Raw genomic sequence first — 25,237 nt, 5'->3', positions numbered from 1 at the left:
GCAGCATCGACTACAACCACCGAGACAGGTGCGCGATCACCGGCATCGGCACCACGGAGTTCTCGACCCGTTCGGGGCGAAGCGTCGCTGCGTTGGCCGCCGAGGCCGGTCTTGCCGCGATCGCCGATGCGGGCTTGACTCCCGCAGACATCGACGGTGTCGTCCGTTCGGACTACGACACGGTGCACCACAGTGACATCGGCCAGTGGCTGGGGCTGAGCCGGCTGACATTCTGGGGTGCCACCGGCACAGGCGGCGCGGCGCCGTGCGGCATGGTGGGTCAGGCCGTCGCCGCGATCATGTCCGGCCAGGCACGCAATGTGCTGGTCTACCGTGCGCTGAACGGCCGTTCCGGCCTGCGGTTCGGCAAGGGGACGGCGATTCAACAGGCCGGGGAGGCACGTCGAGTGGGCGGCGGCGGGTCGCTCGATGAGTTCTTCCTGCCCTACGGCCTGATGGCACCGGGCCAAATGTATGCGCTGTACGCGCGTCGGCACATGCTCGAATACGGGTCAACCGAAGACGACCTCGCCAGCATCGCCATGACCGTCCGCCGGCGGGCGAACGCGAATCCGCGCGCCATGATGGCCGGCCGCACCATGTCGATCACCGACTACTACCGCTCGCGCATGATCGCCGATCCGCTCCGGCTGTTCGACTATTGTCTTGAGTCCGACGGCGCGTGCGCAGTGGTGGTCACGGCCGCCGAGCGGGCCGCCGACTCACCACAGCCGACAGTGTTGGTACGAGCAGTCTCGCAGGGAACCACCTCGGAAGTGCAGGGCGGAAAGGTTTTTCCCGCATTGATGCGACCTTCGTTGCTGACGAATCCGTCCAGATTTGTCGGCCGCGAACTCTACCGGCGCGCCGGGATCGGTCCGGACGAGATCGACGTCGCCCAGCTTTACGACTGCTTCACCATCACGGTGCTGTTGCAGCTCGAGGACTACGGCTTCTGCGCGCGAGGTGAAGGCGGCGCGTTCGCTTCCAGCGGCGCCATCGACATGGCCGGCCGCATCCCGATCAACACCGCGGGTGGCAACTTGTCGGAGGCCTACATCCATGGCATGAACCACATCCTGGAAGGAGTCCGGCAGATGCGCGGTCAGTCGACATCGCAAGTGCCGGGAGCGAAGACGTGCCTGGTCACGTCCGGGGCACCAGCGATGACCAGCGCGATGATTCTGCGGGCGGCATAGTGTCCGCCTCTGCCCGCCCCCCGCTCCCCGTCATCGACGATGAGGAAACCGCCGGATTCTGGCAGGCGGCCAACGAACACCGGCTCGTGGTCCGGATCTGCAACGCCTGCGGCGTCAAACTACATCTACCGAAGTCCTACTGCCATGGTTGTGGATCGTGGGACGTCGGCTGGTGTGACGTGCGGCCAACCGGCTCGGTGTATTCCTGGACGGTCCTGCATCACACGATCCACGAAGCCTTCCCCGCACCGTGCACGATCGTGCTGGTTGCGCTCGACGAAGACCCATCGATCCGATTCATCGGCCAAATATCCAGTGCTGTAGCGCTATACGATGGAATGCCGATGCGCGTGAGGTTCGATGAGGTCGAGTCCGGCGTAACTCTCCCCCAATGGGAGCCCGATCCCGGTTCAGCGACAGCGATTCGATCACCGGACGAAAGCGAGGATGTTCATGGGAACCATTGAGGGAAAAGTCGCCCTTATTACCGGTGCGGCGCGCGGCCAGGGGCGCGCGCACGCCATTCGGCTGGCCGAAGAGGGCGCCGACATCATTGGTGTCGACATCTGTGGGCAGATCGGGACCGTGACCTACCCGATGGCCACGGCCGAAGACCTCGCCGAGACGGTCACATTGGTAGAGAAGCTCGGGCGGCGGATGAAGTCCTTCGTAGTCGACGTCCGGGATGCGGCCGCGTTGAAGTCCGCAGTAGCCGAAGGGGTTACTGCGCTCGGACGGTTAGACATCGTGCTGGCCAACGCGGGCATCATGTTCCAAGGACTCGGCGAAGGCCGCGACGACGAGGCGTTCCGCGATGCCATCGACGTGATGCTCGTCGGCGTGTGGAACACGATCCAAGCCGCACTCCCCACCCTTCAGCGCCAAGGCCAGGGCGGAGCCATCGTCATCACCAGCTCGGTGAACGGGCTCAAGGGCATGGTCGCCGGAACCAACGGCGGCAACTTCGGCTACGCAGCGGCCAAACACGGCGTCGTCGGATTGATGCGAATGTACGCCAACTATTTGGCCCCGCAGAGCATCCGGGTCAATACGGTCCACCCCACCGGCGTAGATACACCGATGCTCGCCGGTTTTCACGAATCTGCCGCAGCCGCTGACCCGGCACTTGCGGCCGGCCTCGGCAACCCGATGCCTGTTTCGTTAATCGAACCGCGTGATGTCAGCAACGCGATCGCCTGGCTCGTCTCGGATGAGGCCCGTTACGTCACCGGCATCACGTTGCCGGTCGATGCCGGCATGGTCAACAAGTAACCAAACACTCGGCTCCGGAACGCGCTTCAGCCATCGGTGCGATGCGCCGCGGCGTCGATCAAATCGGAGTGCAGCACGGTCCGAATGTGCTGACACGCGGCCATCTCAGCGAGGTCGCCATTGCCGCTGCGTACCGCGTCAAAGATCGCCCGGTGCTGCTTACCCGCCGTTGCCAACGCATCAACCAGCCGGGCGTCCGTCGCCGGGAGCTCGCCGAGGTAGGCATGCAACGAGACACTCGTCATCTTGATCACGTCCAACTGCTGACGAAGGCGGCTGTTACCGCACGACTCGGCGAGACATACATGGAACGCCATGTGAGCGGAGAACCACCGCGCGGAATCGAATGGATGCACGGCGGCCTCCATCTCGCTCAAATGGGATTCAAGCTCCTGCGCGGTATCGTCTCGCAGGCCCCGGGTGGCGAGCAGTCGTGCAGCCAGCCCATCGAGAACCTCCCGCACCTCGTACAGCCCTCGGAGCTCATCCGCTCGGCTGGTGAACTGCACCACTTCGATCGTGCGATTGCCATTCGATACCCGCACCAGGCCGTCCTGCTCGAGAATCCGAAAGGCCTCACGCAACGGAGTGCGGCTGACCTGCAACCGCTCCGACCACTCAGTCTGGAGTAAGACGGTTCCAGGTGCGATCGTGTGATCCAGAATCATCTCTCGCAGAGTTGCCGTGATCCCATCCACGAGTCGGGTGCCGGCGGCGCGTGGATTCGTCGTCGATTTGGCCCTGCTGCGAACTACGGGACGCACATCGGACGGCACGTATCCAGGATACGTGCTGTCCGGAGAGGCCGTCAATCTAGCGCCAGCAATCCAACGCTACCAACTCAGAGAACTGTCCCCGATAGTTTGTGCGCGATTATCTCGGCTTCTTCAAGTCCCAGCTCGTGCAGGATCTCGTCGGTATCGGCACCATGTTCGGGCGCACACCGCAGCGGATAGCGGGCTTCGCCGAATTGCCATGGCGACGCGGCCACCGTTACCTCACGCCCCTCGACGTCTAGACCCGCCAGGTACCCATTCGCCAGGACCTGCGGATCACGACTCACCTCATAGGCGGTTTGCACAATCGACCACGGGCCGCCGAGGTTGGCCAACCGCTCGGCGGCTTCAGCAAGACTGAAATGGGCGAATGCCTCGTCGAGTGCGGCGATGCACTCCCGGCTGTGCTCCGTCCGCGACGCCGAGTCGGCGAACCGTGGGTCTGTCACCAGACCTGGAACACCCAGACACGCGCAAAGCTGGCCGAAGTATCGGTCCGACTGAAACAGCGAGAGCTTGATGAATCGGTCGTCTCGGGTGCGATATGCCAGTGACGCAGGGTTGACGTTCTCTTCGCGGAGCATCTTGCGAATGGCGCCACCGTGCTGAGCCGACGCAATGATCGCCGGGGAGTTGCCCCAGACCGCGACCCCGAGCAGCGACACGTCAACCACGGTCGTCTCACCGGTGCGCTCGCGGTGGAACAGGCCAGCCGCGATGGCTCCGGCGACGGTCGTGGACCCGGGTAGGTCACCCAACGCCGGCGGCGGTGGCGTCGGCTCGGGCGCTCCCGCCGGCGTCAGGTTGTCCGCCGCCCCGCCGCGGGCCCAGAAGGTCGTCCCGTCGAAGCCGGGTGTGTTCCGCTCCGCACCCGCAGGACCGTAGCCACTCCCCCGTACGTATACGACGTTCGGATTCATCGCCCGAACGTCGTCGACCTCAAGGCGGAGTCGCCGGCGGCTGTCCGGCAGCAGGTTGGTGAGGAACACATCAGCAGTGCCGACAAGCCGGCCGAGCAGCTGGTGGCCCTCGGTCGTGCTCACGTCGATACCTACGCTGCGCTTGCCACGATTGGTCTGCTGCATGAGCGCCTCGAACGGAGCGTTGCCCACACTCATCCCCGCGATGACGAAGTTGCGCTGCGGGTCCGGCCGCTCAGGATGCTCGATCTTGACCACATCCGCACCCCAGTCCGCCAGAATCGCTCCCGCCGCCGGCACAAACAGGTACGAGGCCAGTTCGACCACCCGGACACCCTCGAACACCTTCATCTATTGGTCCGTCTCTCTGTGATGCACTGATCCGCTTTGCAGGATCACGACTTTGGCGTTGGGTAGCCGATGACGCGGGTATCCAGGAAGTCCTCGAAACCGGCCAGACCCCACTCACGGCCCAACCCGCTCTGCTTCATCCCCCCGAACGGGGTGTCACGGGCGAACCACGTCGCCCCGTTGACATCCATCGTGCCGGTGCGGATCCGCTTGGCGACGGCAAGCGCTCGTTCATCGGTCTCCGAATACACGGCACCCGACAGACCGAACGGCGAGTTGTTGGCGATTGCCACGGCCTCTTCCTCAGTGTCGTACGGAATGACCGCGAGCACAGGACCAAATGTCTCCTCCTGCGCGATCGTGGAATCCGGGTCCACGTCGGCGATCACAGTCGCTTCGACGAAGTAACCCGTGCGGGCCTCCTCAGGAACACCGCCGCCGGCGACAATGCGACCACCTTCGGCGCGGGCCTGCTCGATGTGCCGGAGCACCCGCTGCTGGTTGGCGGCGCTGATCTGCGGACCCATGTGCGTGTCGACGTCGCGTGGGTTGCCCCAAACAACCTGCGCCGCAGCGTCGGCGGCGGCTTCGAGGCCCGACTCATACTTGGCTCGGGGAAGCAGCAGGCGGGTCAGATTCGTACAGCCTTGACCCGAATGTCGTGACATCCGTTTCACATTGAACCGCACAACAGTCTCGATATCGGCATCGTCGAGTGCGATGGTGGCGGACTTCCCGCCAAGTTCCAGAGCGACCTTTTTGACCCGCTCTGCCGCGGTGGCCATGATCCGTTTCCCGACTGCCGTGGAGCCGGTGAAGCTGATCATCTCGACGTAGGGATGTGCGACCAGCGCCTCGCTCACATCGGCCGCCGAACTCGTGATGACATTGACTACGCCGGGCGGGATGTCGGTTTCCTCGACCACGAGTTTACCCACGAAATTGGCCGTCCACGGGGTCAATGGAGACGGCTTGATGATCGCGGTGTTACCCGCAGCCAGGGCTGGCCCGAGTTTGTAGATGAGTTGCTGAATCGGGTAGTTATACGGCGTGATCAGAGCCGTCACCCCCCAGGGCTCCTTGATCAGCAAGCGCTCGTTCGGCGACAGCATCGCGGGATGCGGCGCTAGGTTGCGCTCGAAAGCGTAGGTCTCGGCCAACTCCATCCAGTCGGTGATCTCATCGACTGGGTCATTGAGTTGAAAAAAGTCGGTCATGAAGATCGGACAGCCAACCTCCGAAACGAGGATCTCGCGGAGCTCCTCGATGTGGCCCAGCATCGCTTCGCGAAGCTGCCCCAGACAGCGCGCCCGGAACGCGGGGTCCTTGGACCACAGGGTGTTCTCGAACGCACGTTGGGCCGCGGTTGCCGCCGCGTCCACATCCTCGACACCGGCGTCGGGCGTCTGTCCGATCTCTGTTTCGTAGTACGGGTCGACGTTCGCGAAAGTCCTACCCGACTGTGCGCCCACCAGGTCCCCGTCGATCAGGAGCTGAGGAACGAACCCTTCCACCATGCATGCCTCCTACGGGGCGACCACCGCTGGCCGCCGTTCTGTTTGTATCCCGGATTCAAACACCCTAACCAGCCCGAAAAGGGAAGTCAACGCGAGGTCGGCGCCGATGCGCCACGACGCTGCGTGCACACGGAGCGCAATTCACCTGCTGGCGTTGGTTTGACACCATGAATCGGCATGCTTAGGATTCCTCGCATCCTGGATACAGGAACTCATATCCCGACTCGCCCCTCACACGTCCGAGGTCGCAGGCGTTTGTCGCGCGACCGGTTGCGGGCGAATTACGGAGTGATGCAATGAATCTGACGACTGATCCGGCCCATGAGGCCTTTCGTAGCGAGGTACGGGCCTGGTTGTCCGACAACAAACCACCGCTGCCGCTGCCCCCGGGTGACTCAAGTGCCGGCGCACCGGTCCATTTATCGTGGGAAAAGACGCTCTTTGACGCCGGTCTGGCTGTCGTAAGCTGGCCGCGGCGTTTCGGGGGCCGTGACCTTGACCTGTGGCACTGGTTGATATTCGAAGAAGAGTACTACGGAGCAGGACTGCCGCAGCGGGTCGCGCAGAACGGTATTTTCCTGCTCGCTCCGTCGATATTGGAGTTCGGGACACAAGATCAGCAAGATCGGATCCTCCGACGGATGGCGGCGGTCGAGGACATCTGGTGCCAGGGTTGGTCTGAGCCCGAGACCGGGAGTGACCTCGCGTCGCTGCGCTCTCGGGCGGTGCGCGACGAGAAGGCCGGCGGCTGGCGGCTTTCCGGCCAGAAATGCTGGACCACCCGTGCGGCATTCAGCACCCATATGTTCGGTATCTTCCGCACTGGCGACACCGGCGGGCGTCACCGGGGCCTCACCTACTTCCTGATCGATCTCGACCAACCTGGCGTGTCGGTCCAACCGGTCGCCAAGCTCGACGGCGAGGACGGCTTCGCCGATGTCTACTTCGACGGTGCCTTCGTCGCCGATTCCGATGTGCTCGGCGGCGTGGGCAACGGATGGAACGTGGCAATGGCGACCGCGGGCTCCGAGCGCAGTCTGTCCCTACGGAGCCCGGGCCGATTCCTGGCAACGGTGGACCGATTGATTGAACAACTCTGCTCAGCAACGGATCTACGCGACGATAGCCGTTATCGCAGCGCGGTCGCGGACGCGTGGATGGGCGCTCAAGCCTACAAACTGGCCACCGACTGGACAGTCACCCGGCTGCTCGACGGGCATCCGATCGGAGCCGAGGCCAGCCTGAGCAAGGTGTTCTGGTCCGAGTTGGATATCGCGCTGCACCAGGCGGCACTGACGTTGCAAGGCGCCGATGCCGACCTGGACGACGAGTGGATGAACGGATTTCAATTCGCCTTGTCCGGCCCGATTTACGCTGGTACCAACCAGATTCAGCGAAACATCATCGCTGAGCGGCTCCTGGGATTGCCGAGGAAGTAACGATGCATTTCGCGTTCACCGCCGATCAGATCGAACTCCGCGACGGGCTTCGTGACCTTCTGCTGCAGGCCTGCCCCCCTGAAGTCGTTCGCGCCGCATGGTCACCCGACCCGGGCCCGGTCCGGCAGCTGTGGAAGAAGCTCGGATCAGTTGGTCTGCTTGGACTGCTTGCGCCCGTGGAAGCGGGCGGAATGGGGTGCTCGGAGATCGACCTCGTCTTGTTGCTCCAAGAATGCGGACGATTCGCCGTGCCAGGCCCTGTCGGTGACCACATCGCCGCAGCCGTGCCCGCGTTGGCGGCTGCTGGCGTACCCGAAGCTGGCGCAGCCATCACCGGCGAGGCGGTGGCCGCCGTCCAAGAGCCCGCCTCCGATCGAGTTCGCTGGATCACCCACGCGGACATGCTCGTTCATCCCGGCCGAGGCGGCCTCCAGTTGGCTGCACGCACAGACCTCGACATCGGCCGTCACCTGTCATCGGTCGATCGCTCGGTCCCCTCGGCCCGCGTCATACCTCGTCGGAGCCGAGAGCTGCCCGGAGCCGACGCAGTTCTCTGCAGGCGCCGCGCCACTTTGGCAGCCGCTGCACAGCTTCTCGGTCTGGCGGATCGAATGATCACGATGACGACCGAGTACGTCAAAACACGAACCCAGTTCGGAGTTCCGGTTGGATCTCAACAGTCGGTAAAGCATCTGCTCGCAACGGCGTTAGTCAGCCTGGAGCATGCACGGCCGGTGGTCTACCACGCCGGCTGGGTGCTCGCCGCCGGCGGTGCTGACTCTGGTCTCGCGATCAGCTTCGCCAAGCTCTATGCCACGCGCGCAGCGGATTTGGCGGCACGAACTGCGCTGCAATGCCATGGAGCGATCGGCTATACCTGGGAACACGATCTGCACATGTGGATCAAGCGGGTGTGGACGCTGAGCACCGCTTGGGGAACCGCAGCCGCACACGAAGACATCGTCGCCTCCGCGCTACTCGACGTTGGACTTTGAACGCTCAGCGCCCCCGCACAACAGATTGGATCACCACAATGCGAAATTCGCTCTACGGCCCGGATCACGAGCAGTTGCGGTCGGCCGTCCGCGCATTCCTACAGCGCGAGGCCATCCCCAATGTAGCCAAGTGGGAACAGCAGCACCTGGTGGACACCGAGTTCTACCGTAAAGCAGGCGAACTCGGCATCCTCGGACTGCAAATCCCCGAGGCGTACGGCGGCGGAGGCGAGACGAGCTTCACTTACAACCTCGTGGTGGCGGAAGAGCTGATCGGCGCGCACCTGTCACTATCGCCGGTGCGTGTGCACATTGACGTCGTCGTCCCGTATTTCCTCAGCTACGCAACGGTCGAGCAGAAGGATCGGTGGCTACGCAAGCTGGGAACCGGCGAGAGCATGGCATCCATCGCGATGTCCGAGCCGGAAACAGGTTCGGACATCGGCGGCATCAGAACGACCGCTCGGCGTGACGGTGACAGATTTGTCATCAACGGCGCAAAGACATTCATCACCGGCGGAATCAATGCCGACCTGGTGATCGTTGTCGCGCGGACATCCCAGTCTGAGAATCGCCGCGGAGGCCTGTCGCTTTTCGTGGTGCAGGACGGCATGCCCGGGTTTGTCAAGACGCGGAATCTGGACAAGCTTGGCATGAAATACGCCGATACCGCGGAATTGAGTTTCAACGATGTCGTCGTCGGAGCTGACGATATGTTGGGCGAGGAGGGCCGCGCGTTCGAGTATCTGACAAGCAATCTGGCACAGGAGCGGATCAGCGTGGCCGCGGGTTCGGTGGCGATGGCAAAAACCGCGCTGGCCGACACGATCGAGTATGTCCGCCAACGACAGGTATTCGGTCGCCAACTGTCGCTGTTCCAGAATACGAAGTTCGTACTGGCCGGAGTGTCGGCCGAGATCGAGGCCGCCGACTCACTTCTCCAGCGCGCCGTGGCGGAGCTGGATGCAGCGGAACTGTCCGGAGCGGATGCTGCGCGGGTGAAGTTGTTCTGTTCGGAGATGCAGGCTCGGGCAGTGGACAGCTGTCTGCAATTGTTCGGAGGGTACGGCTACATGCTTGAGTACCCAATCGCGAAGATGTACGCGGACGCGCGAGTGAGCCGAATCTACGGCGGCTCAAGTGAAATCATGAAGATCATTATCGCGAAGTCCCTGGGCCTCTGAGGTCGCGCGGCTCATGCGCCGGCGCGAGTGGAAAGCTGCTCGCGCAACGTCCGGCGCATGAGCTTGCCATTGTCGTTGTACGGCAACGCATCGACGACATCCACCGTCGACGGTACCTTGCTAGAGCGGAGCCGCGATCGCACCCACTCCTGCAATGTTGCCGGATCCGGTGTGCATCCCGGCGCGACGACCACAGCGGCGACGATCCGCTCGCCCCAGTCTTCATCGATCAGGCCGACCACTCCTGCGTCGACGACGTCGGGGTGGCTGATGAGCGCATCCTCCACTTCGCCCGGCGAGATGTTCTCTCCGCCGCGCACGATCACGTCATCAAGGCGCCCCTCGATGAACACATACCCGTCACCATCGATGCGAGCGGCGTCCTTGGTTCGGAACCACCCGTCCTCGTTCCGTCCCGGTTCGATGCCGATGTACCGGCCCGAAACCTGCTCACCACGCACCCACAGCTCGCCGAGCTCCCCGTCGGAGACGATCCGGCCAGCGGTGTCGCGCACCGACAGTTCGACCGTCGGCAGAGCGCGACCGACCGAGCCCAGCCGTGCCCGCACCGCCGGATCATCCGACGAGGCCGCGATGCGATGATCCTCCGGATTGAGAACAGTAATGGTGGAGCTCGTTTCAGTGAGCCCGTAACCGTTGACAAACCCGACACGCGGCAGTCGTCGCATCGCCTCGTCGAGAACAGGCGACGGCATGCGTCCGCCTCCATAGGAGAGATGCCGCAGACTGGGTAGACCACCTGCCTCATCATCGGCGAGCAGCATCATGATCCGGGCGAGCATGGTGGGCACGACGGAAGCGTGGGTGACGCCATGCCGTCGGACCTCGTTGATCCACCCCGCCGGATCAAACGCGTCCAACTGCACCATCCGCCGCCCGCTGAAGAGCGTGCTGAGGAGGTTGGCAATCCCACCGACGTGGTAGGGCGGCAGGCTGACGAGCTGCGTGTCGCCCTCTTCGGCGGCCATCAGTTCGACCGTGCCGAAGATGTAGGCGGCCAGGTTCGCGTGGTCCAGCACAGCCACTTTGGGTGTGCCCGACGTGCCACTGGTGAACAGTTGCACGGCCGGACACTTCGGCGATGCGCCGGTGATGACGGCCGGCTCACTTGCATCGACGCTCTCCAGGAACTTCTCCCGGCCAACGATCGCCACGCCGGGCTCGCCAGTCAGCGCGGACAACCGCGAAAGCATGGTGTCATCGACAACCACAACAGCCGAGCCGAGCCGACGCACCGCGGCCACCAGTTGAGCGTCCGTCCACCGGTAGTTGAGCGGGGCGAAGGACTTATCGGCGAGCGCGGCGCCGAAGAGCGCAATCGGGAAAAGTCGTGAGTTCACACCGATCATCACGACGTTGTCCTGTTGGTGGCAATTCAGCCAGCCGGCAGCACGGCGGCACCGATCCCATAGCTGCTCATAGGTGATGGCGCCGTGCGCATCGTTGAGCGCAAGCCGGTCGCCCCCGGCTTCGGCCGCCATTTCGGCGATCATCGCAATGTTCATTGCGCTAGTCCGATGCGGGCAGCGCCGTGGCGGCCTTGATAGATAGCGGCCTGTTATCGATGAACAGGGCACCCGCGCCCGACTTGGTGCATAGCAGCTCCAGACCGGAACCCGCATCGACATATCGCTTGCCCAAGATGGTGCCGCCATCGTGGCCGACAGTCATCGTCGCCCCGGATGGGCTCTCTGCATCGATGGGCAGCAGCGGGTGCCCCCCACACGTGACGTCGGCCGGGTTTCCCGGTGTTCGAACCACGATGACCTGTGTGTCATCCACTGCGCTCCGCAGCCGCGCCCCGACTGTAAAATTCACCGTATCAACCTCCGAGATGCTGAAATATACTGGAAATAAGAGAGATAAAGCTTGCTCGGTCAGCCTTCGCCCAAGACCTGCCTGCGCCCCGCCGCAGTACGCACGTCGGGTACCTATCGACCGTTAATCACATCGCGCATGCTGCGCGCATCATGGCCGGCGAGCGATCCGAGTCCGATTTCGGCGTTGTGCGCATGGGCCAGGTGATGAAGTCCGAACACCGCGTCCATCCCGTCGCGGACGCCCATCAGATCCTCACATTGATTGACAGCGCGCTTCGCCAACGCAAGGCCCATGGCGGGCATCTCCGCGATCCGTTTCGCCATGTCCAGGACCGTCGGCTCAAGCTCGGCGCGGGGCACCACCCGATTCACCATGCCCAAACGTCGCGCCTCCTGTGCATCGATGCGTTCGCCGAGAAATAGGAACTCTTTAGCGAATCGCGGTCCCAATTGCCACGGGTGCGCGAAGTACTCGACGCCCGGTATGCCCATCCGGACGGTCGGATCGGCGAAGAAGGCGTCGTCAGCGGCGACGATGAGGTCGCATGACCACGCGAGCATCAGTGCACCCGCAACACAGGCGCCCTGGACCATCGCGATCGTCGGTTTCGGAATCTCCCGCCAGCGCCGGCACATGCCGAGATATACCTCGGACTCGCGGGCATACCTACTCGCCGCACCCGCCTTGTCGCTATGGTCCCACCACAGGGAAGCCCGCCGCTTGTACGACTGGTCGATGTCACGCTCAGGCGTACCGATGTCATGCCCTGCCGAGAAGTGCTTGCCGTTGCCTGCCAGCACAATCACCTTGATCGCGTCATCGTCGGCGGCCCGATAGAAGGCATCGTCGAGCGCATATGTCATGGCACTGTGCTGGGCGTTGCGATACTCCGGCCGGTTCATCCGAACAACGGCAACGGCCTCATCGACAACTTCGTACTGCACCACGCCCGCTATCGAGGCGGAGGAGTTCGATTCGTTCATAGGTAGCCCGGGGTGAGATAGCCGCGAAGCGCGCTTGTCCCCCATCCCCCTCTCTGCGTCATGGACGTCATAACGCCCTGGTCCGATCCTCGGAACCGCGTGTATCCAGGATACCATCCCAGAAGCGTTCTTAGCCCAGCCGTTCGGAGCCCGCCCGATCTAGGAGGCGTTCTCGCGGCTCCACACCCGGGATGCACCACCCGGCCACGCAATCCTTGACAGGCAAGCATTCACTTGCATAACTTGGGGACGTGGGCGATGTCTTCAAGGCCTTGGCAGACCCCACCCGCCGCGCGATCCTCGATGAACTGACCGACCGGAACGGACAGACGCTCTTCGAGATCTGCGCGCGGCTGGCGAACAAGCACGGGCTCGGATCGTCACGACAGGCGATATCGCAGCACCTCGACGTTCTCGAGGGCTCGGCCCTGGTCGAGACGCGCCGCGAGGGCCGATACAAGTTCCACTACATCAACACCACGCCACTGCAACCGATCGTCGAGCGTTGGCTGAGACAACCTGGAGAAGGCTCACCATGCGAATCAACCTGACCAGCGTCCTCGTTGACGACCAGGACAAGGCACTGCGGTTCTACACCGAAGTCCTCGGGTTCACCGTGAAGCACGATGTTCCGTTGGGTGAGCATCGCTGGATCACCGTCGTCTCACCCGAGGATCCAGACGGCACCGAACTCGTCCTCGAGCCCGACGCACACCCCGCCGCCAAACCGTTCAAGGACGCGCTGATCGCCGACGGCATCCCGTTCACCGCGTTCGCCGTCGACGACGTCGAATCGGAGTTCACCCGACTGAGCGGCCTCGGAGTCCGCTTCACCCAGAAGCCCACGAACATGGGCCCGGTGACGACGGCCGTCCTCGACGACACGTGCGGCAACCTGATCCAGATTCAGGCCACCTGACCCTTCAGCGCGTCAGCGCGGGCCCGGCTTACCCGTCAACTGTCGGATCGTGTGAGCCTCGTGGTCCCGATAGGGCCGCCCGTCGGGTTGCAGGAGGTCGTGGAACCACTCCCGAGGCGGCGCCGTGTAGGGGCGGGCCCATGAGTCCCATGGCAAAAACGTCTGCGTCTTCCCCGCCACCAGGCCCCAGTTGTAGGCGCCGACGTTGTGCCGCTTGGCGATAGGCAGGATTCCCTCGATGGAGCTGCCCTTGGTCCGGGCCATGTACTCGGTGCACAGCATCGGCCGCCGTAGCGGAGCGAGCTCGGCGATGCGCGCCTCGAACTCGGGCGGTTTGGCGTAGCTGTGAAAGGTGATCACGTCGGAGTTCTCGAGTTGAATCCGCACGATGTCGGTGCGATGCCGCGGGTCTCCCCAGGGACCCTCCCAGACGCCACTGGTCAGCGGTTGAACGGGATCGGCTGAGCGCGCCCACTTGAACACATGCGGCAGTAGCGCCGCGACGAGTTGCGGTTTGTCCTGCCGCTCGACCTTGCGGTACTCGCTCGCGGGATTGTCGGGCTCGTTCCACAGGTCCCAGCCCAGGACGCGGTCATCGTTGCGGAAGAGGTCGATAACGCCCACCACGTAGTCGTACAGGATGGCGAGGTAACCCGGGTTGTCGAGCTTCGCGGCCCCCGGGCTCTGCACCCAGCCGGAGTTGTGCACTCCGGGTCGGGGCGCGGGCTGTTGGCCCAGCCTAGGAGTCGGATTCCAGCAAGAGTCGAAGAAGACGAAGAGCGGTTTGATGCCGCGATGCGCCGCGATGTCGACGAACTGTGCGAGCCGACGTTGAAACCCCGACCGATCCTGGGCCCAGAGCAGGTCGTGGAGAAAGACCCTCACGGTGTTGAATCCGAGCTGCTGCGCCGCTCGCAACTCGGTATTGATGCGCTGAGCGTCAAACGTGCCGGCCTGAAACATCTCGAGCTGATTGACCGCGTTCGAGGTGATGTAGTTCGCGCCGACCAGCCAGCCCTGCGCTCGATACCAGTCGTTGGCGCGCTCGATCGACCACCGGGCGGGCGCGGCAGATGCGCGGGGTGCGGTGGCCAGCGCCGTGCCCGCTGCTGCCAGAAGCGGCAGCTTGAGCGTGGTTCGACGCCGTACCTGGTCGCCCCGGTCTCCCCTGGCGGTGTGTCTGGGGTTGCGTAACAAGGTGCAATCCTTCGAGTTTGGGATCTGTCGTCCATCGCCGCCATGCGTACCCATCCGCGGCCACATCTACAACCGGACGACCTGTGCGGCATCACACACGGGCGAAATTGCCGTCATGACCGGGTGCGCCGCTACGAACAGGCCAAGCGTGACTACAACGTGGCTGGCAACGGCTACGAGTTCAACATCGGGCAGATCACCTTCGCCACCCTCAACATCACCCGGGGACTGCTTCCTGATGCAGAGAATCCTGGACCTCCCCGCCGGGCAGCTGCCGCCCGAACCGCCGATCGTTCCCACGGAATCCGCGCCAAGTCCCTAGCGTTGCGCGGGCCGCGTGAACGAAATGGACGAAATGGCTGCTTTCCCTGGCTCAAAAGCAGCCATCTCGTCGGTCTCGGTCTTCGAGCGGGGCTCGACGGGTTGAGTAACGTCGAAGTCGATAGCGATCTCACCCGACGAACAGGAGCGATGATGGCACGCAGCGAGGGCGACAGCTGGGACCTGGCATCGAGCGTCGGCGCCACCGCCACGATGGTGGCCGCCGGACGTGCCGTCGCGAGTCGAGACGGCCGAGGCCTGATCGACGATCCGTTCGCGGCACCGCTGGTACGCGCAGTGGGTATCGAGTTCTTCAGCAAGCTGGTCGACGGTGACGTCGACATCGCCGCGATCGATCCGTCATCGGCCGCCACCATGCAGGCCCGCATCGACGAGATGGCCCTGCGCACACGGTTCTTCGACGACTACTTCGTGGACTCCACCAGTGGTGGTGTCCGCCAGGCAGTCATCCTGGCGTCCGGACTCGACTCGCGCGCCTACCGGCTTCCGTGGCCGCAGGGCACAGTCGTCTACGAGATCGACCAGCCCGCCGTCATCGAGTTCAAGACCACCACGCTGGCCTGCATCGGTGCGCAGCCTACGGCGGACCGACGCACGGTGGCGATCGACCTGCGCGAGGATTGGCCAGCCGCGCTTCGGGCCGCTGGCTTCGATGTCACACAGCCGACGGCGTGGTGCGCGGAGGGTCTGCTCATCTACCTTCCATCCGATGCCCAGGATTTGTTGTTCGACAACATCACCGAGTTGAGCGCGCCGGGAAGCACCGTTGCGACGGAGTACGTCCCGGGTGTGAGGAACTTCGACGCCGATAAGGCCCGCGCCGACGCCGCGAAGATGCGTGAGTACGGGCTGGACCTCGACATGCCCTCACTGATCTACCACGGCGAACGCACCCATGTCATGGACTATCTGGTGTCTCTGGGTTGGCACATCACCGGTGTGCCCCGCCCGGAGTTGTTCGCCCGGCATGGCGTGCCGCTGCCCGAGTTCGCAGACGTCGACGACCCGCTCGGTGAGATCGTCTACGTCAGCGGGTACCGGCCGAAAGTCTAGGGACCGCAGCTCAACTGCCCTGAGCAGCCACCCTGGCGCGCTCTCGCATCGAGGCAATGACGCCGCCGTCGTTGAGGATGTCGGTGCCGGTGAGGTAACCGGCCTGATCGCTGACGCAGAAGGCCAGCAGTGCCGCCATCTCCTCCGGAGTGCCCCATCGCGGAACCGCGAAGTTGGCGACCATCGCCCCGGCCCCGGCGTCTGCCTCCAACTTGCCCATCTCGGTCTCGACGGAACCCGGGGAGACCGAGACGATGCGCAGCCCTCGGGTGTTGAACCTCTCGGCTTGCGATGAGCTGTACCACCGGACGAAGCTCTTGCTCACGGTGTAGGCGAAGCCCGATCGCGCCTCCTCGGGAATCGCGTTGCAGGCGCTCAGCATGTCGCTCATGAAGGCGTCGGCGTCCTGGAGTGCCTGCGGGAACTGCCCCGTCGGGATCATCTCCTCCGGCAGCATGTGGGCCGCCATCGACGCGACGTTGACGACGGCGGAACCCACCGCGGCGATGTCGAAGAAGATCTCGTTGACGTTGACCGTGCCGACCGCGTTGGTTCTCATCACGTACTCGGCGTCGCCCATGCTGGGGCTCACACCCGCGGTGTGGATGACCGAGTGGAGGGTCCCGAGGCCGGCTGCGGTCTCGAACAGTCGCTCAACCGCCGCGCGGTCGGTGACATCGCAGTTGATGGCGGTCGCGGTGATGCCGTCGTCCTTGAGCGCGGTCACCGCCTGTTCAAGGCGGTCCTGCCTGATGTCGCAGAGAACGACGGTGTGGTCTCGACCGACGATCTTGGCCGTGGCCAGACCCATGCCACCCGCGCCGCCTGTGATGACCGCCACTCTGCTCATGCTCGGACCATATATTAGGCGTGCTATCGAATCCGTCGCGGGCTCAGTCCAGACCGGGGGGCTCCCGTCAGGGCTGTGCTGTGAGGTACTGCTCGAGCTTGTCGAACTGCGCCTTGTAGCCCCACTTCATCCCGAACGCCGCCATCTTGGCCTTGGGACCGATCTGCGTGATCGTGACGTGAAGCGCCACGGTCGTCGTGCCGTCACGCTCGGTCAGCGTCACGTCGTTGACGTGGTGGATCGTCGATCCCTCCTCCTCGCCCTCGGTCCACGAACGGGCGTCGTAGGACAGCCTGGAGTTCGGCTCGGTGCGGGTGAACGTGCCGGCCATGGGCCATCGCGTGCCCTGGTACTTGCCCATCGCCTCGCCCGCCTCCATGACGACGTAGATCTCGCCACCGACCCGCGGGTCGATCCTGCATTCGGGTACGAACGTCTTCTCCGGGCCCCACCACTGCCGCAGCATGTCGGCCTGCGTCCAGGCATCCCACACCAATGCTATCGGCGCCTGATACGAGCGCTCGAGGCTGAAATCCTTTGTCTTCTTGAACAGTTGCATGATCATGATGCTCTCCAGTCCGTGTTCAGCCGACGGCTCGTGTGACGACCTCGGCGAGCTTGTCCATCACCGCAGCGTCGCCGCCTCGATCAGTGGTCGTCTTCTGTGCCATTACGTGTCCCTTCGCCTGCCATGGAAGCGAGATAGCTACCCAAGGAATCGAGCCGGCTCTCCCACAACCGTTCGAACGACTCGACCCAGTGGCCGACCTCCTCGAACGGTTGCGCCTCAAGGTGGTAGATCCGTCGCCGAGCCAGTGCCTCACCGGTGACGATCCCCGAATCCCCAAGCACCCGAAGATGTTTGCTGACCTGCGGCTGACGAACCTCGAGCACCTCGGCGATCTCACCGACCGACATCGGTCCATCCCGCAGTAACTCGACGATCCTCAGACGAGTCGGCTCACCAAGGGCCCCGAAGATCGTCGCCTGCACAGCACAAAGGTAAAGGGGACGACGTATTCCTGTCAAGGAATACGTCGTCCCCTTTAGGACGCGCGCCGTTCGTGTCAGGCCTCGCCGAGCGTGACCTCAGCGCTCTGTGACGCACCGGATTGGTCGAGATAGGTGAGCGTGACGGTGTCACCTGCCGCCTTTGAACGCACCGCTGCGACAAGCGCCTCCGGCCCGTCGATCACACGGTGATCGACCTTGGTGATGATCGCGCCGCTTGGCAGGCCCGCGGCCGCAGCGGGGCTTCCCGCAACCACCTCGGCGATCGACGCACCGCGTGCGCTGGTATCACTGCTGAGCTGCACGCCCAATGAACCATGGGTTGCCGTGCCGGTGGATACCAGCTCCTTGGCGATGCGGCTCGCCTGATCGACGGGTATCGCGAAGCCGAGTCCAATGGAGCCACTCGGCGCCCCGCCGGATCCCTGCCCACCGCCACCGAGCGTCGCGATGGCCGAATTCACGCCGATCAGTTCACCATTCATGTTCACCAGCGCGCCGCCGGAGTTACCCGGGTTGATCGCGGCGTCGGTCTGGATGGCGTCGAGTACCGAGCCCTGTCCACTGGAGGGACCACCGGCGGAGACGGGGCGATCAAGGGCGCTGATGATGCCCGTTGTCACCGTTCCCTGCAGGCCCAGCGGTGAGCCGATGGCGACCACGTCCTGGCCGACCCGAACATCGGCCGACGAACCCATCGTGATCGGCGTGAGGTCCGAAACCCCCTGGGCGCGGACGACGGCGATATCGCCGGACGGGTCGGTACCGACGACACTGAACGGCACAGTCTTGCCGTCGGCGAACGTGACCGTGGCCCGCACGGCGCCACCGCCCCGCATGGCCGATGGGCCCGCGGCACCACCGTCGGCGGCGTCCGCCACGACGTGGTTGTTGGTGAGAATCAGGCCATCGGAGGTGAGCACGATGCCCGACCCCTCGCCGCTCTGATTACCCATGTCGACCTGCAGCTTGACGACACTGGGCATCACCTTCGCGGCCACCTGCTCCACTGACCCTGCGGGCGCACTTGCCGGCGTGACGCCGGGAGGGGTTGGCGCTGCCACGATCTGCACGTCGGCTGAGCGATCTGGCGAACCGGCGAATGCGGCCGCACCGATCCCGCCGCCCACCACCGCTACCGCGACAGCCCCGCCGATCATCACGACGCCCAGGCGAGACCGCTTGCGCGGGTGCGTCACGGGTGGAGTTGAAAATGACTGATGCGCACCGCGATACGAATCGCGGGCCGACGGCGCCGGCTGCTGTGCGTACCGCCAGTCATAGGGGGTTCGATAGAAATCCTCCGACCGGTACTGCGGTCCGGTCGGCGGATTCACGCCACGCGCCGGTTGCTGCGGGGGGTACCACGTGGGGTTCGTCATATGGTGTGTTCGCTTCCTCAATCATCAAATAGCGCAGTTGCTTAGCTGCAAGTTTCCTCTGCCTGCCTGAGACCGCACTGAGAGATCCCCTTGCGGAATCCAAGACTTTGCCTCGTCGGGATTCCGCTGTGCGCGAGCCCGATCGGGCCCTGCCGCTCCGTGGCGGGAATGGAACACCCTGCGCTACAGCACTTTACGCGGATTACGTGAACCGGGACGTTAAGTTACCTTCGTCACCCCACGGCGAACGAACGTGATTGGTTCGTTACACCATGCGTATAGTCCGCTCGCATGGTGCAGTCACAGGCGGTCGACGCGAACGGGTGGATACCCGGTTTCAGCGTCGACGCGACCGCCGTGCGCACAATCTCCGCCTCAGACACGCGTGGGGACCGAACGGCCTCGCTCACCGGCCTACGTGCGGTCGCCGCGTTGCTGATTCTCGGAACTCATGCCGCCTATGGCACGGGCCAGCTGACACATGGCTACATCGGGTCGCTCTACGCGCATTTGGAGGTGGGCGTCCCGGTCTTCTTCGTCCTGTCGGGGTTCCTGTTGTTCCGCCCGTGGGTACGAGCCGCGGCGAACGGGACGCGGTCACCGTCGGTGAGCCGATACGCACATCGCCGCGCGCGACGCGTCCTACCGGCCTACGTCGTGACGGTGTTGGTGGCGTTCCTGCTGTACGAGTTCCGAGACGCCGGGCCCAATCCCGGTCACACGTGGCTCGGCCTGCTGGAGCATCTCACCCTGACCCAGATCTATGAGCCGGTCTACTTCTTCGTCATGCATCAGGGCCTTACCCAAACATGGAGCCTGGCCGTTGAATTCGCCTTCTACGCCGCGCTCCCGTTTCTCGCCGCGTTGTTGTTGAGAGTGCTCTGCAAGGGGGTCTGGCGGCCGAGGCTGCTGCTGGTCGGCTTGGCCGGTCTGGCCTCGATCACGCCGGTGTGGCTGATGCTGCAGAACGCAGGCGAATGGCTACCCAGCTCGGCCGGCATGTGGCTGCCGGCCCATCTGCTGTACTTCGTCGGCGGCATGGCGTTGGCCGTGCTGCAGGCCGTCGGGACGCGGGTCAATGGGCTCGTCGTCGGTGCACTGGCGGTGCTCAGCTATCTGATCGTGTCGACGCCGATCGCTGGGGACGTCGCCTTCGGGCAGGTGACGCCTTGGCAGCCACTGGTGAAGTCGGCTCTCTACGCCGTGTTCGCGGTTGCCGTCGTGGCTCCGCTGGTGCTCAGTGGCGGCGGCGGGTACGGACGGATACTCAGCGCCCGGCCCGTCGTGTGGCTCGGCGAGATCTCCTACGAGATCTTCCTGCTGCACGTGATCGTGATGGAGATCGCGATGACGACGGTGCTGCAGTGGCCTGCCTTCACCGGCTCCATGCCGGTGCTGTTCGCGGTCACGCTGGCGATGACGATTCCGCTGGCCTGGCTACTGCATCGCTGGACTCGACCTACCTGACCCCTCAGGCCTCGGGGATCGGGAAGCCGAACTTCTCGCGGGTGATGACCTCGGGCTCCGGGCCGCCGCGGACGCCGGTGTCCAGTGCGTCGATCGCCGCGAGTTGCTCTGCGGTGAGCTCGAAGTCGAACACGTCGAAGTTCTCCGCGATGCGCGAGGGCGTGACGGACTTCGGGATCACCTGGCGGTCCTGCTGCAGGTGCCAGCGCAACATCACCTGTGCCGGCGACTTCCCGTGCGCTGCTGCGATACCCGCGATGACCGGGTCCTGCAGTGTGGAGCCGCTCGAGCCGTCGCGGTAGAAGGTGATGCCGCCGATCGGCGACCACGCCTGGTTGAGGATGCCGTGCTCGGTATCGGCGGCGAGCACCTCGGACTCCCGGAAGTACGGGTGCACCTCGATCTGGTTGAGCGTCGGCACGACATCGGTCTCTGCGAGCAGCCGGTCGAGGTGGGGCGGCATGAAGTTGGAGACCCCGATCGCGCGCACCTTGCCGTCGGCGTACAGCTTCTCGAGCGCCTTGTAGGCCTGGACGGTCAGCTCGAACTCGCCGGGCAGGGCCTGATGCAGGATCAGTAGATCGATCTGCTCGACGCCGAGCTTGCCCGCCGACTTGTCGAAGGCGTGCAGTGTGGCGTCGTAGCCGAAGTCGCTGATCCAGACCTTCGTCTCGATGAAGACATCGTCGCGGGCCAGCCCGGAGCGGCTGATCGCCGCTCCGACCTCCCGTTCGTTTCCGTACACAGCGGCGGTGTCGATGTGGCGGTAGCCGACCTTCAGCGCGGCCTCAACCGCGGCAACCGTCTCCTCCGGCGGGGTTTGATACACGCCGAGGCCGATCGCGGGCATTACTACGCCGTTGTTCAGGGTGAAGTTGGGGATGCTCATCTTCTCGAGGCTAGGCCCCGGCCGCCAGACACTTCCCTCAGCAGCGGGTCAAAGCCTTGGGCACGATCACCACGTCAGCTCTCAGCCGCGCCGCGGAGTCGCGGGGCGAACGCACAGGCTGCGCATGCATGCACGACGAACTCGCGCGCGTCGCGCCCGCCTTCCCCGTCATCGCGCCACGCTCTTGAATCGTCATTTTCGCCTCCTCCTTTTTCACAGACCTTCCGGTCACCATTCACAACACGCCTGAGCCGCGATCTATTGCCTGCACATCACTTTGCTAGGCGCATGTGGCGAACCTCATCACGTCGCATGGACCCATCGACCGCAGCCTTATCGTTATCTTATGTATGCCTTATTTTCCTTAGAAATGGGTGTACGGTTGCGACCGGAGCCGGTTGACGGCACTGACGGAAGGAACCCGATATGCCACACGGACCTGCACGGATCGTCTTGGTGACCGGCGCATCCAGGGGAATCGGCGCCGAGGTCGCGCGGCAGCTCGCCAGCGCCGACACCCACGTCATCGTGAACTACCGGGTGAAGTCCCAGCGCGCGGAGGCCATTGCGGCGGCCATCCGCAGCGCAGGTGGCCAGGCGTCGACACTGGCCGCCGATATCTCCGATGAGGCCGCTGCCGCGGCGATGATGGACTCCATCGCGGCGCGCTTCGGGCGCTTGGACGCGCTGATCCTCAACGCATCGGGTGGCCTCGAACTTGGCGCTGATCCCGGCTACGCGATGCGCCTTAACCGCGATGCCCAACGTCGCCTCGCACTGCTGGCCACGCCGCTGATGCCGGTCGACGGTCGCATCGTCTTCGTCACCAGTCACCAGTCGCACTTCTTTCCGCACAAGGCGGTGCCAAAGGGTTACTCAGCTGTCGCCGCGAGCAAGCGCGCCGGCGAGACCGCCCTGTACGCGATGCGCTCGGAGTTCGACCGTGCCGGCGTCCGTCTCACCGTGGTATCCGGCGACCTGGTCGACGGAGCGGTCATCGTCGCGGCGGCCATCGCCAATGCGGCCACCACCCCGAACCCTTCTGGCATCGTCTACGTCAGCGGGGCCGACTACCTCATGACCGCCTGATCCAGGCGATCGAGCGGCGCCCTCAGTCGAGACCCCGCGCGATAAGCGCCTCGGCGAAGCCATCGGCGATCCGCAGGGCCGCGACGACCACGGGTGCCACCACGATCCGGGGCGAGAACCGCAGCCCCCTCGCGCGGCGGGCCTCCTCCACCTGGCGAACCATCTCGATCATCACCGGTATCGACCGGATGGCGAGGGCGAGCCCGAGAGCCACCTGCTCGACCGGAAAACCGATCCTGGCCAGCGGGCGCATTCCCCGGGTCATGGCGGCGAGCATGTCCGTCGTCCGGGTACTCGAGGTGACGACGGCCGCGAGGGACACCGCCAGCAGCAGTGTTCCGCACACGACCAGCGCACGACGCCAGTCGGTGAACAGCAGTTGGAAGCCGAAGATGAAGACGACAACCCAGAGCACCGGACGCAGCTGCGCGACAATGGTTTTAGCGCGCATACCCGCGGTTGCGGCGACGGCGAGCACGCCGACGGCGGCCACGCCGAGTGTTGCGGGTGAATCGACGAGGACCGACATGAGCGCGATCAGCGCGCCGAGTCCGACGAGTTTGACGCCGGCCGGCAGCCGATGCAGCACCGACGTCCCCGGCTGATACACCCCGAGCACCGTCATGTCATGAGCTCTCGATAGGCCATCAGCGCAACCGACGGCACGTCGTCGGCGATAACTTGCCCCTCATCCAGGACGATCACTCGATCGAAGTCGTCAATCAGCTCGAGGTCATGGGTCACCGCGATGAGCTGCGTGTCCAGCGTCGCGAATGCCGCACGCAGCATCCGGGCGTTGCGCATGTCGAGCAGCGTGGTCGGCTCGTCGGCGACCACGATGTGCGGCTCGGTGACCAGCACGGCGGCCAGCGCCAGGAGCTGCTTCTGGCCGCCCGAGAGCAGGTGGGCCGGATGGTCGGCGTGGCCGGCGAGGCCGAACCGCTCGAGCACGCGCCGGGTGCGGTCGGTGCGCTCGGTCCGGCTCAGCCCGTGACGTGACAGCGACAGCTCGATGTCCTCGGCCACCGTCGGCATCAGGATCTGCCGGTCGGGGTCGGTGAAGACGAAACCGACATTGCGACGGATCTTGCGGGCCGATCGCCGGGTGTCGAGGCCACGCACGCGGACCGCTCCCTCGTCGGGGAGCACCAGGCCGTTGACCATCCGCGCGAGGGTCGACTTGCCGCTTCCGTTCGCGCCGAGCACACCGATCCGGCGCTCACTCAATGTGAGCGAGACGTTGCGCAGGACTTGGCGTTCCCCGAAGGAGTGCGTCACCCGTTCGAAGACTATGCCGTCCGGGGAGTCCGGGGTGGTGTCGTCACCCATCGGCGGCACCCGCGCGGCGCCGCCGCCACGGGGCGATCAGGCCGGGCCGGGCACGGTGCACCTGCGCGGCGACAAACGCCGTGATGACGGCCTTCGCGATATCCCCCGGCACGTAGATTCCGTTCGTCGACAACGCCGCCCACCAGGACAGGTCGGTGCGGATCATCAGACCCAGGGTGCCGAACGTGTAGATCACCACCATGCCGCCGACAACGTTGATCACGATCCCCCAACCGACCCGGTACCGCGGCACCATGAGCGCGGTCAGGGCACCGATGACGACCACAGCAGGCAGCCAGCCGACGAAGAACCCGGCTGTCGGGGAAGCCAGTGACACCAGCCCCGTGCGCGCGCCGGCCAGGATGGGCAGACCGGCGATGGCCAGAACCGCAAACAGTCCGACGGCCAGGGCCCCCTTGCGCGGGCCGAGGATCGATCCGGCCAGCATCACGCCGAGGGTCTGCACTGTGATCGGCACGCCGCTTGGGCCGATGGTGATGGTCCCCGGCAGTCCCAGTGCGGCGATGAGCGCGGCGAACACCGCTGCCTGCGTCAGATCCCCCGGTGTCACGGTGAAGCGTCCGGGCGCGCTCCGTCCCCGCGGCTGTCCGTCGTGCTCAGCCGGCGACGGGTCCGCCTTGCCATCCATTCGGCGAATTATCGTCGCCCGGCGCATCGAGTGTGCCGGCCGGGGCACGCTGCGACCCAGCAGTCAGGCGGTACGTCTCGCCAGGACCTGCTCACGCAGGATGTCGGCGTGCCCGGCGTGCTGCGCGAGTTCCCGCAGCACCTGCAGCGCAAGCGCCCAGACCGGCCGGTCTCCGCGACCGTCAACCATGGCGTCGAGCGCAAGTTCGGCCATCGTCGCACGCGATGCCTCACACCGACGGCGATGAGCTTCCTGGACGGAGGCGATGGTGTCTGACTTGGCGAGGGTGAAGGAGCCACTGGGAGTGCTTGCAATACCGATCTCGGCGTAGGACTGGCCACTGATGGCCTGGTCGAACCACACGCCCTCGACGTAGGTCACGTGCTTGAGCAGACCGAGCAGCGTGGTCGCCGACGGCACCAGTCGCAGCCGTGCCTCGTCCTCACTCAACCCGTCGACGCATCCATGCAGTGACGCTCGATACTCGTCAATCAACTCGTCGACGCGGCCGCGCAGGTCCGCTGTCCAGGCGGGTTCGGTGTCTGAGAACGGCATACGGGCACCGTAGTCCGCCGACATGCC

The 25,237-nt window shown here is 64.7% G+C and carries 28 protein-coding genes and 1 pseudogene; 12 read left to right on the top strand and 17 right to left on the bottom strand.

All coding sequences use genetic code 11. The annotated features are described in order from the left end of the window. The first annotated feature begins 92 nt into the window (after nt 1-92). From ACZY0X_RS19210 to ACZY0X_RS19200, 3 genes are read left to right on the top strand one after another with little or no spacing between them, the layout of a single operon-like run. Nucleotides 93-1,199, top strand: coding sequence for a thiolase C-terminal domain-containing protein (locus ACZY0X_RS19210; RefSeq protein WP_463772660.1), 1,107 nt, complete (start codon nt 93-95; stop codon nt 1,197-1,199). Beyond that, complete coding sequence (locus ACZY0X_RS19205) at nt 1,199-1,666, top strand: Zn-ribbon domain-containing OB-fold protein (RefSeq protein ID WP_463772658.1); 468 nt, start codon at nt 1,199-1,201, stop codon at nt 1,664-1,666. Before ACZY0X_RS19210 ends, ACZY0X_RS19205 begins: the two co-directional genes overlap by 1 nt. After that, entirely contained in the window at nt 1,653-2,471 is an 819-nt protein-coding gene (locus tag ACZY0X_RS19200) for a mycofactocin-coupled SDR family oxidoreductase (protein ID WP_463772657.1), read from the top strand. Before ACZY0X_RS19205 ends, ACZY0X_RS19200 begins: the two co-directional genes overlap by 14 nt. 26 nt (nt 2,472-2,497) lie before the next feature. Here ACZY0X_RS19200 and ACZY0X_RS19195 read toward each other — a convergent pair whose 3' ends face one another. The 3 genes from ACZY0X_RS19195 to ACZY0X_RS19185 all read right to left on the bottom strand — a co-directional run bounded on the left by ACZY0X_RS19195 (nt 2,498) and on the right by ACZY0X_RS19185 (nt 6,035). Then, complete coding sequence (locus tag ACZY0X_RS19195) at nt 2,498-3,169, bottom strand: GntR family transcriptional regulator (protein WP_463773353.1); 672 nt, start codon at nt 3,167-3,169, stop codon at nt 2,498-2,500. 143 nt (nt 3,170-3,312) lie between these two features. Further along, nucleotides 3,313-4,518 carry a CaiB/BaiF CoA transferase family protein gene (locus ACZY0X_RS19190; protein WP_463772656.1) on the bottom strand — a complete coding sequence of 402 codons (1,206 nt, stop codon included), beginning with the start codon at nt 4,516-4,518 and terminating at the stop codon, nt 3,313-3,315. Between the two features lie 44 nt (nt 4,519-4,562). Beyond that, a complete protein-coding gene (locus ACZY0X_RS19185) occupies nt 4,563-6,035 on the bottom strand; it encodes an aldehyde dehydrogenase family protein (protein WP_463772654.1) in 1,473 nt (490 codons plus the stop codon). Nucleotides 6,036-6,331: 296 nt separating this feature from the next. Between ACZY0X_RS19185 and ACZY0X_RS19180 the strand changes: the two genes are divergently transcribed. Genes ACZY0X_RS19180 through ACZY0X_RS19170 form a run of 3 tightly spaced genes read left to right on the top strand, consistent with a single transcriptional unit; the run spans nt 6,332 to nt 9,653 of the window. Then, nucleotides 6,332-7,474, top strand: a complete 1,143-nt coding sequence (locus ACZY0X_RS19180) for an acyl-CoA dehydrogenase family protein (RefSeq protein ID WP_463772653.1) — start codon at nt 6,332-6,334, stop codon at nt 7,472-7,474. 2 nt (nt 7,475-7,476) lie between these two features. Then, the gene (locus ACZY0X_RS19175; RefSeq protein WP_463772652.1) at nt 7,477-8,469 is read left to right on the top strand and encodes an acyl-CoA dehydrogenase family protein; all 993 of its coding nucleotides are present in this window, start codon (nt 7,477-7,479) and stop codon (nt 8,467-8,469) included. 38 nt (nt 8,470-8,507) lie between these two features. Then, nucleotides 8,508-9,653, top strand: coding sequence for an acyl-CoA dehydrogenase family protein (locus ACZY0X_RS19170; protein WP_463772651.1), 1,146 nt, complete (start codon nt 8,508-8,510; stop codon nt 9,651-9,653). A gap of 11 nt (nt 9,654-9,664) precedes the next feature. On the opposite strand, the gene ACZY0X_RS19165 is transcribed toward ACZY0X_RS19170, so the two are convergent. From ACZY0X_RS19165 to ACZY0X_RS19155, 3 genes are all read right to left on the bottom strand, one after another. Then, nucleotides 9,665-11,179 carry a class I adenylate-forming enzyme family protein gene (locus tag ACZY0X_RS19165; protein ID WP_463772649.1) on the bottom strand — a complete coding sequence of 505 codons (1,515 nt, stop codon included), beginning with the start codon at nt 11,177-11,179 and terminating at the stop codon, nt 9,665-9,667. Between the two features lie 4 nt (nt 11,180-11,183). Next, entirely contained in the window at nt 11,184-11,456 is a 273-nt protein-coding gene (locus ACZY0X_RS19160) for a hypothetical protein (RefSeq protein WP_463772648.1), read from the bottom strand. A gap of 149 nt (nt 11,457-11,605) precedes the next feature. Continuing rightward, nucleotides 11,606-12,478, bottom strand: a complete 873-nt coding sequence (locus tag ACZY0X_RS19155) for an enoyl-CoA hydratase (RefSeq protein WP_463772646.1) — start codon at nt 12,476-12,478, stop codon at nt 11,606-11,608. Between the two features lie 251 nt (nt 12,479-12,729). Here ACZY0X_RS19155 and ACZY0X_RS19150 point away from each other — a divergent pair, with 251 nt between their 5' ends. Next, entirely contained in the window at nt 12,730-13,029 is a 300-nt protein-coding gene (locus ACZY0X_RS19150; protein WP_463772644.1) for an ArsR/SmtB family transcription factor, read from the top strand. After that, nucleotides 13,014-13,397, top strand: a complete 384-nt coding sequence (locus tag ACZY0X_RS19145; protein WP_463772643.1) for a VOC family protein — start codon at nt 13,014-13,016, stop codon at nt 13,395-13,397. The genes ACZY0X_RS19150 and ACZY0X_RS19145 overlap by 16 nt, the downstream gene beginning before the upstream one ends. Nucleotides 13,398-13,409: 12 nt before the next feature. On the opposite strand, the gene ACZY0X_RS19140 is transcribed toward ACZY0X_RS19145, so the two are convergent. Beyond that, nucleotides 13,410-14,594 (bottom strand): glycoside hydrolase 5 family protein, encoded by a 1,185-nt coding sequence (locus tag ACZY0X_RS19140; protein WP_463772641.1) that lies wholly within the window; start codon nt 14,592-14,594, stop codon nt 13,410-13,412. A gap of 135 nt (nt 14,595-14,729) precedes the next feature. On the opposite strand from ACZY0X_RS19140, the pseudogene ACZY0X_RS19135 reads away from it, so the two are divergent. Both ACZY0X_RS19135 and ACZY0X_RS19130 read left to right on the top strand, forming a co-directional pair. Then, nucleotides 14,730-14,916: pseudogene (locus ACZY0X_RS19135) on the top strand (LppA family lipoprotein); the annotation flags it as partial. Between the two features lie 152 nt (nt 14,917-15,068). Continuing rightward, entirely contained in the window at nt 15,069-15,989 is a 921-nt protein-coding gene (locus tag ACZY0X_RS19130) for a class I SAM-dependent methyltransferase (protein ID WP_463772640.1), read from the top strand. Between the two features lie 10 nt (nt 15,990-15,999). Here ACZY0X_RS19130 and ACZY0X_RS19125 read toward each other — a convergent pair whose 3' ends face one another. The 4 genes from ACZY0X_RS19125 to ACZY0X_RS19110 all read right to left on the bottom strand — a co-directional run bounded on the left by ACZY0X_RS19125 (nt 16,000) and on the right by ACZY0X_RS19110 (nt 19,232). Further along, a complete protein-coding gene (locus ACZY0X_RS19125) occupies nt 16,000-16,839 on the bottom strand; it encodes an SDR family oxidoreductase (RefSeq protein WP_463772638.1) in 840 nt (279 codons plus the stop codon). 67 nt (nt 16,840-16,906) lie between these two features. Continuing rightward, nucleotides 16,907-17,404: an SRPBCC family protein gene (locus ACZY0X_RS19120; RefSeq protein WP_463772637.1), complete on the bottom strand. Its 498-nt coding sequence runs from the start codon at nt 17,402-17,404 to the stop codon at nt 16,907-16,909. Between the two features lie 83 nt (nt 17,405-17,487). Then, nucleotides 17,488-17,832, bottom strand: a complete 345-nt coding sequence (locus ACZY0X_RS19115; protein ID WP_463772636.1) for an ArsR/SmtB family transcription factor — start codon at nt 17,830-17,832, stop codon at nt 17,488-17,490. A 74-nt stretch (nt 17,833-17,906) separates the two neighbouring features. Continuing rightward, nucleotides 17,907-19,232, bottom strand: coding sequence for a S1C family serine protease (locus ACZY0X_RS19110; RefSeq protein WP_463772634.1), 1,326 nt, complete (start codon nt 19,230-19,232; stop codon nt 17,907-17,909). A 291-nt stretch (nt 19,233-19,523) separates the two neighbouring features. On the opposite strand from ACZY0X_RS19110, the gene ACZY0X_RS19105 reads away from it, so the two are divergent. After that, entirely contained in the window at nt 19,524-20,699 is a 1,176-nt protein-coding gene (locus ACZY0X_RS19105; protein WP_463772632.1) for an acyltransferase family protein, read from the top strand. Between the two features lie 4 nt (nt 20,700-20,703). On the opposite strand, the gene ACZY0X_RS19100 is transcribed toward ACZY0X_RS19105, so the two are convergent. Both ACZY0X_RS19100 and ACZY0X_RS19095 read right to left on the bottom strand, forming a co-directional pair. Further along, nucleotides 20,704-21,588, bottom strand: a complete 885-nt coding sequence (locus ACZY0X_RS19100; protein WP_463772630.1) for an aldo/keto reductase — start codon at nt 21,586-21,588, stop codon at nt 20,704-20,706. Between the two features lie 37 nt (nt 21,589-21,625). Then, the gene (locus ACZY0X_RS19095; RefSeq protein ID WP_463772629.1) at nt 21,626-21,784 is read right to left on the bottom strand and encodes a hypothetical protein; all 159 of its coding nucleotides are present in this window, start codon (nt 21,782-21,784) and stop codon (nt 21,626-21,628) included. Between the two features lie 230 nt (nt 21,785-22,014). Here ACZY0X_RS19095 and ACZY0X_RS19090 point away from each other — a divergent pair, with 230 nt between their 5' ends. Next, complete coding sequence (locus ACZY0X_RS19090) at nt 22,015-22,677, top strand: SDR family oxidoreductase (protein WP_463772628.1); 663 nt, start codon at nt 22,015-22,017, stop codon at nt 22,675-22,677. A gap of 22 nt (nt 22,678-22,699) precedes the next feature. On the opposite strand, the gene ACZY0X_RS19085 is transcribed toward ACZY0X_RS19090, so the two are convergent. From ACZY0X_RS19085 to ACZY0X_RS19070, 4 genes are all read right to left on the bottom strand, one after another. Beyond that, nucleotides 22,700-23,302, bottom strand: a complete 603-nt coding sequence (locus ACZY0X_RS19085) for an energy-coupling factor transporter transmembrane component T family protein (protein ID WP_463772626.1) — start codon at nt 23,300-23,302, stop codon at nt 22,700-22,702. Beyond that, nucleotides 23,299-24,006, bottom strand: a complete 708-nt coding sequence (locus ACZY0X_RS19080; protein ID WP_463772624.1) for an energy-coupling factor ABC transporter ATP-binding protein — start codon at nt 24,004-24,006, stop codon at nt 23,299-23,301. The genes ACZY0X_RS19085 and ACZY0X_RS19080 overlap by 4 nt, the downstream gene beginning before the upstream one ends. After that, on the bottom strand, nt 23,999-24,655 hold the full coding sequence (locus ACZY0X_RS19075; RefSeq protein WP_463772623.1) for a biotin transporter BioY: 657 nt from the start codon (nt 24,653-24,655) through the stop codon (nt 23,999-24,001). Before ACZY0X_RS19075 ends, ACZY0X_RS19080 begins: the two co-directional genes overlap by 8 nt. 63 nt (nt 24,656-24,718) lie before the next feature. Further along, nucleotides 24,719-25,210 carry a DinB family protein gene (locus ACZY0X_RS19070; protein WP_463772621.1) on the bottom strand — a complete coding sequence of 164 codons (492 nt, stop codon included), beginning with the start codon at nt 25,208-25,210 and terminating at the stop codon, nt 24,719-24,721. Between the last annotated feature and the right edge of the window lie 27 nt (nt 25,211-25,237).

The organism is Mycobacterium sp. IDUB_39, from assembly GCF_055419205.1.
The sequence above is the reverse complement of the archived record's forward strand: the minus strand, read 5'-3'. Positions and strand labels throughout refer to the sequence as shown.

Coding starts and splice junctions, on each gene's coding strand:
- ACZY0X_RS19075 (WP_463772623.1), bottom strand. CDS start 24,655: ATGGATGGCAAGGCGGACCCGTCGCCGGCTGAGCACGACGGACAGCCG.
- ACZY0X_RS19100 (WP_463772630.1), bottom strand. CDS start 21,588: ATGAGCATCCCCAACTTCACCCTGAACAACGGCGTAGTAATGCCCGCG.
- ACZY0X_RS19145 (WP_463772643.1), top strand. CDS start 13,014: ATGCGAATCAACCTGACCAGCGTCCTCGTTGACGACCAGGACAAGGCA.
- ACZY0X_RS19185 (WP_463772654.1), bottom strand. CDS start 6,035: ATGGTGGAAGGGTTCGTTCCTCAGCTCCTGATCGACGGGGACCTGGTG.
- ACZY0X_RS19080 (WP_463772624.1), bottom strand. CDS start 24,006: ATGGGTGACGACACCACCCCGGACTCCCCGGACGGCATAGTCTTCGAA.
- ACZY0X_RS19130 (WP_463772640.1), top strand. CDS start 15,069: ATGGCACGCAGCGAGGGCGACAGCTGGGACCTGGCATCGAGCGTCGGC.
- ACZY0X_RS19090 (WP_463772628.1), top strand. CDS start 22,015: ATGCCACACGGACCTGCACGGATCGTCTTGGTGACCGGCGCATCCAGG.
- ACZY0X_RS19165 (WP_463772649.1), bottom strand. CDS start 11,179: ATGAACATTGCGATGATCGCCGAAATGGCGGCCGAAGCCGGGGGCGAC.
- ACZY0X_RS19175 (WP_463772652.1), top strand. CDS start 7,477: ATGCATTTCGCGTTCACCGCCGATCAGATCGAACTCCGCGACGGGCTT.
- ACZY0X_RS19155 (WP_463772646.1), bottom strand. CDS start 12,478: ATGAACGAATCGAACTCCTCCGCCTCGATAGCGGGCGTGGTGCAGTAC.
- ACZY0X_RS19125 (WP_463772638.1), bottom strand. CDS start 16,839: ATGAGCAGAGTGGCGGTCATCACAGGCGGCGCGGGTGGCATGGGTCTG.
- ACZY0X_RS19170 (WP_463772651.1), top strand. CDS start 8,508: ATGCGAAATTCGCTCTACGGCCCGGATCACGAGCAGTTGCGGTCGGCC.
- ACZY0X_RS19095 (WP_463772629.1), bottom strand. CDS start 21,784: ATGACGATTCAAGAGCGTGGCGCGATGACGGGGAAGGCGGGCGCGACG.
- ACZY0X_RS19070 (WP_463772621.1), bottom strand. CDS start 25,210: ATGCCGTTCTCAGACACCGAACCCGCCTGGACAGCGGACCTGCGCGGC.
- ACZY0X_RS19180 (WP_463772653.1), top strand. CDS start 6,332: ATGAATCTGACGACTGATCCGGCCCATGAGGCCTTTCGTAGCGAGGTA.
- ACZY0X_RS19085 (WP_463772626.1), bottom strand. CDS start 23,302: ATGACGGTGCTCGGGGTGTATCAGCCGGGGACGTCGGTGCTGCATCGG.
- ACZY0X_RS19200 (WP_463772657.1), top strand. CDS start 1,653: ATGGGAACCATTGAGGGAAAAGTCGCCCTTATTACCGGTGCGGCGCGC.
- ACZY0X_RS19120 (WP_463772637.1), bottom strand. CDS start 17,404: ATGATCATGCAACTGTTCAAGAAGACAAAGGATTTCAGCCTCGAGCGC.
- ACZY0X_RS19110 (WP_463772634.1), bottom strand. CDS start 19,232: ATGACGAACCCCACGTGGTACCCCCCGCAGCAACCGGCGCGTGGCGTG.
- ACZY0X_RS19105 (WP_463772632.1), top strand. CDS start 19,524: ATGGTGCAGTCACAGGCGGTCGACGCGAACGGGTGGATACCCGGTTTC.
- ACZY0X_RS19190 (WP_463772656.1), bottom strand. CDS start 4,518: ATGAAGGTGTTCGAGGGTGTCCGGGTGGTCGAACTGGCCTCGTACCTG.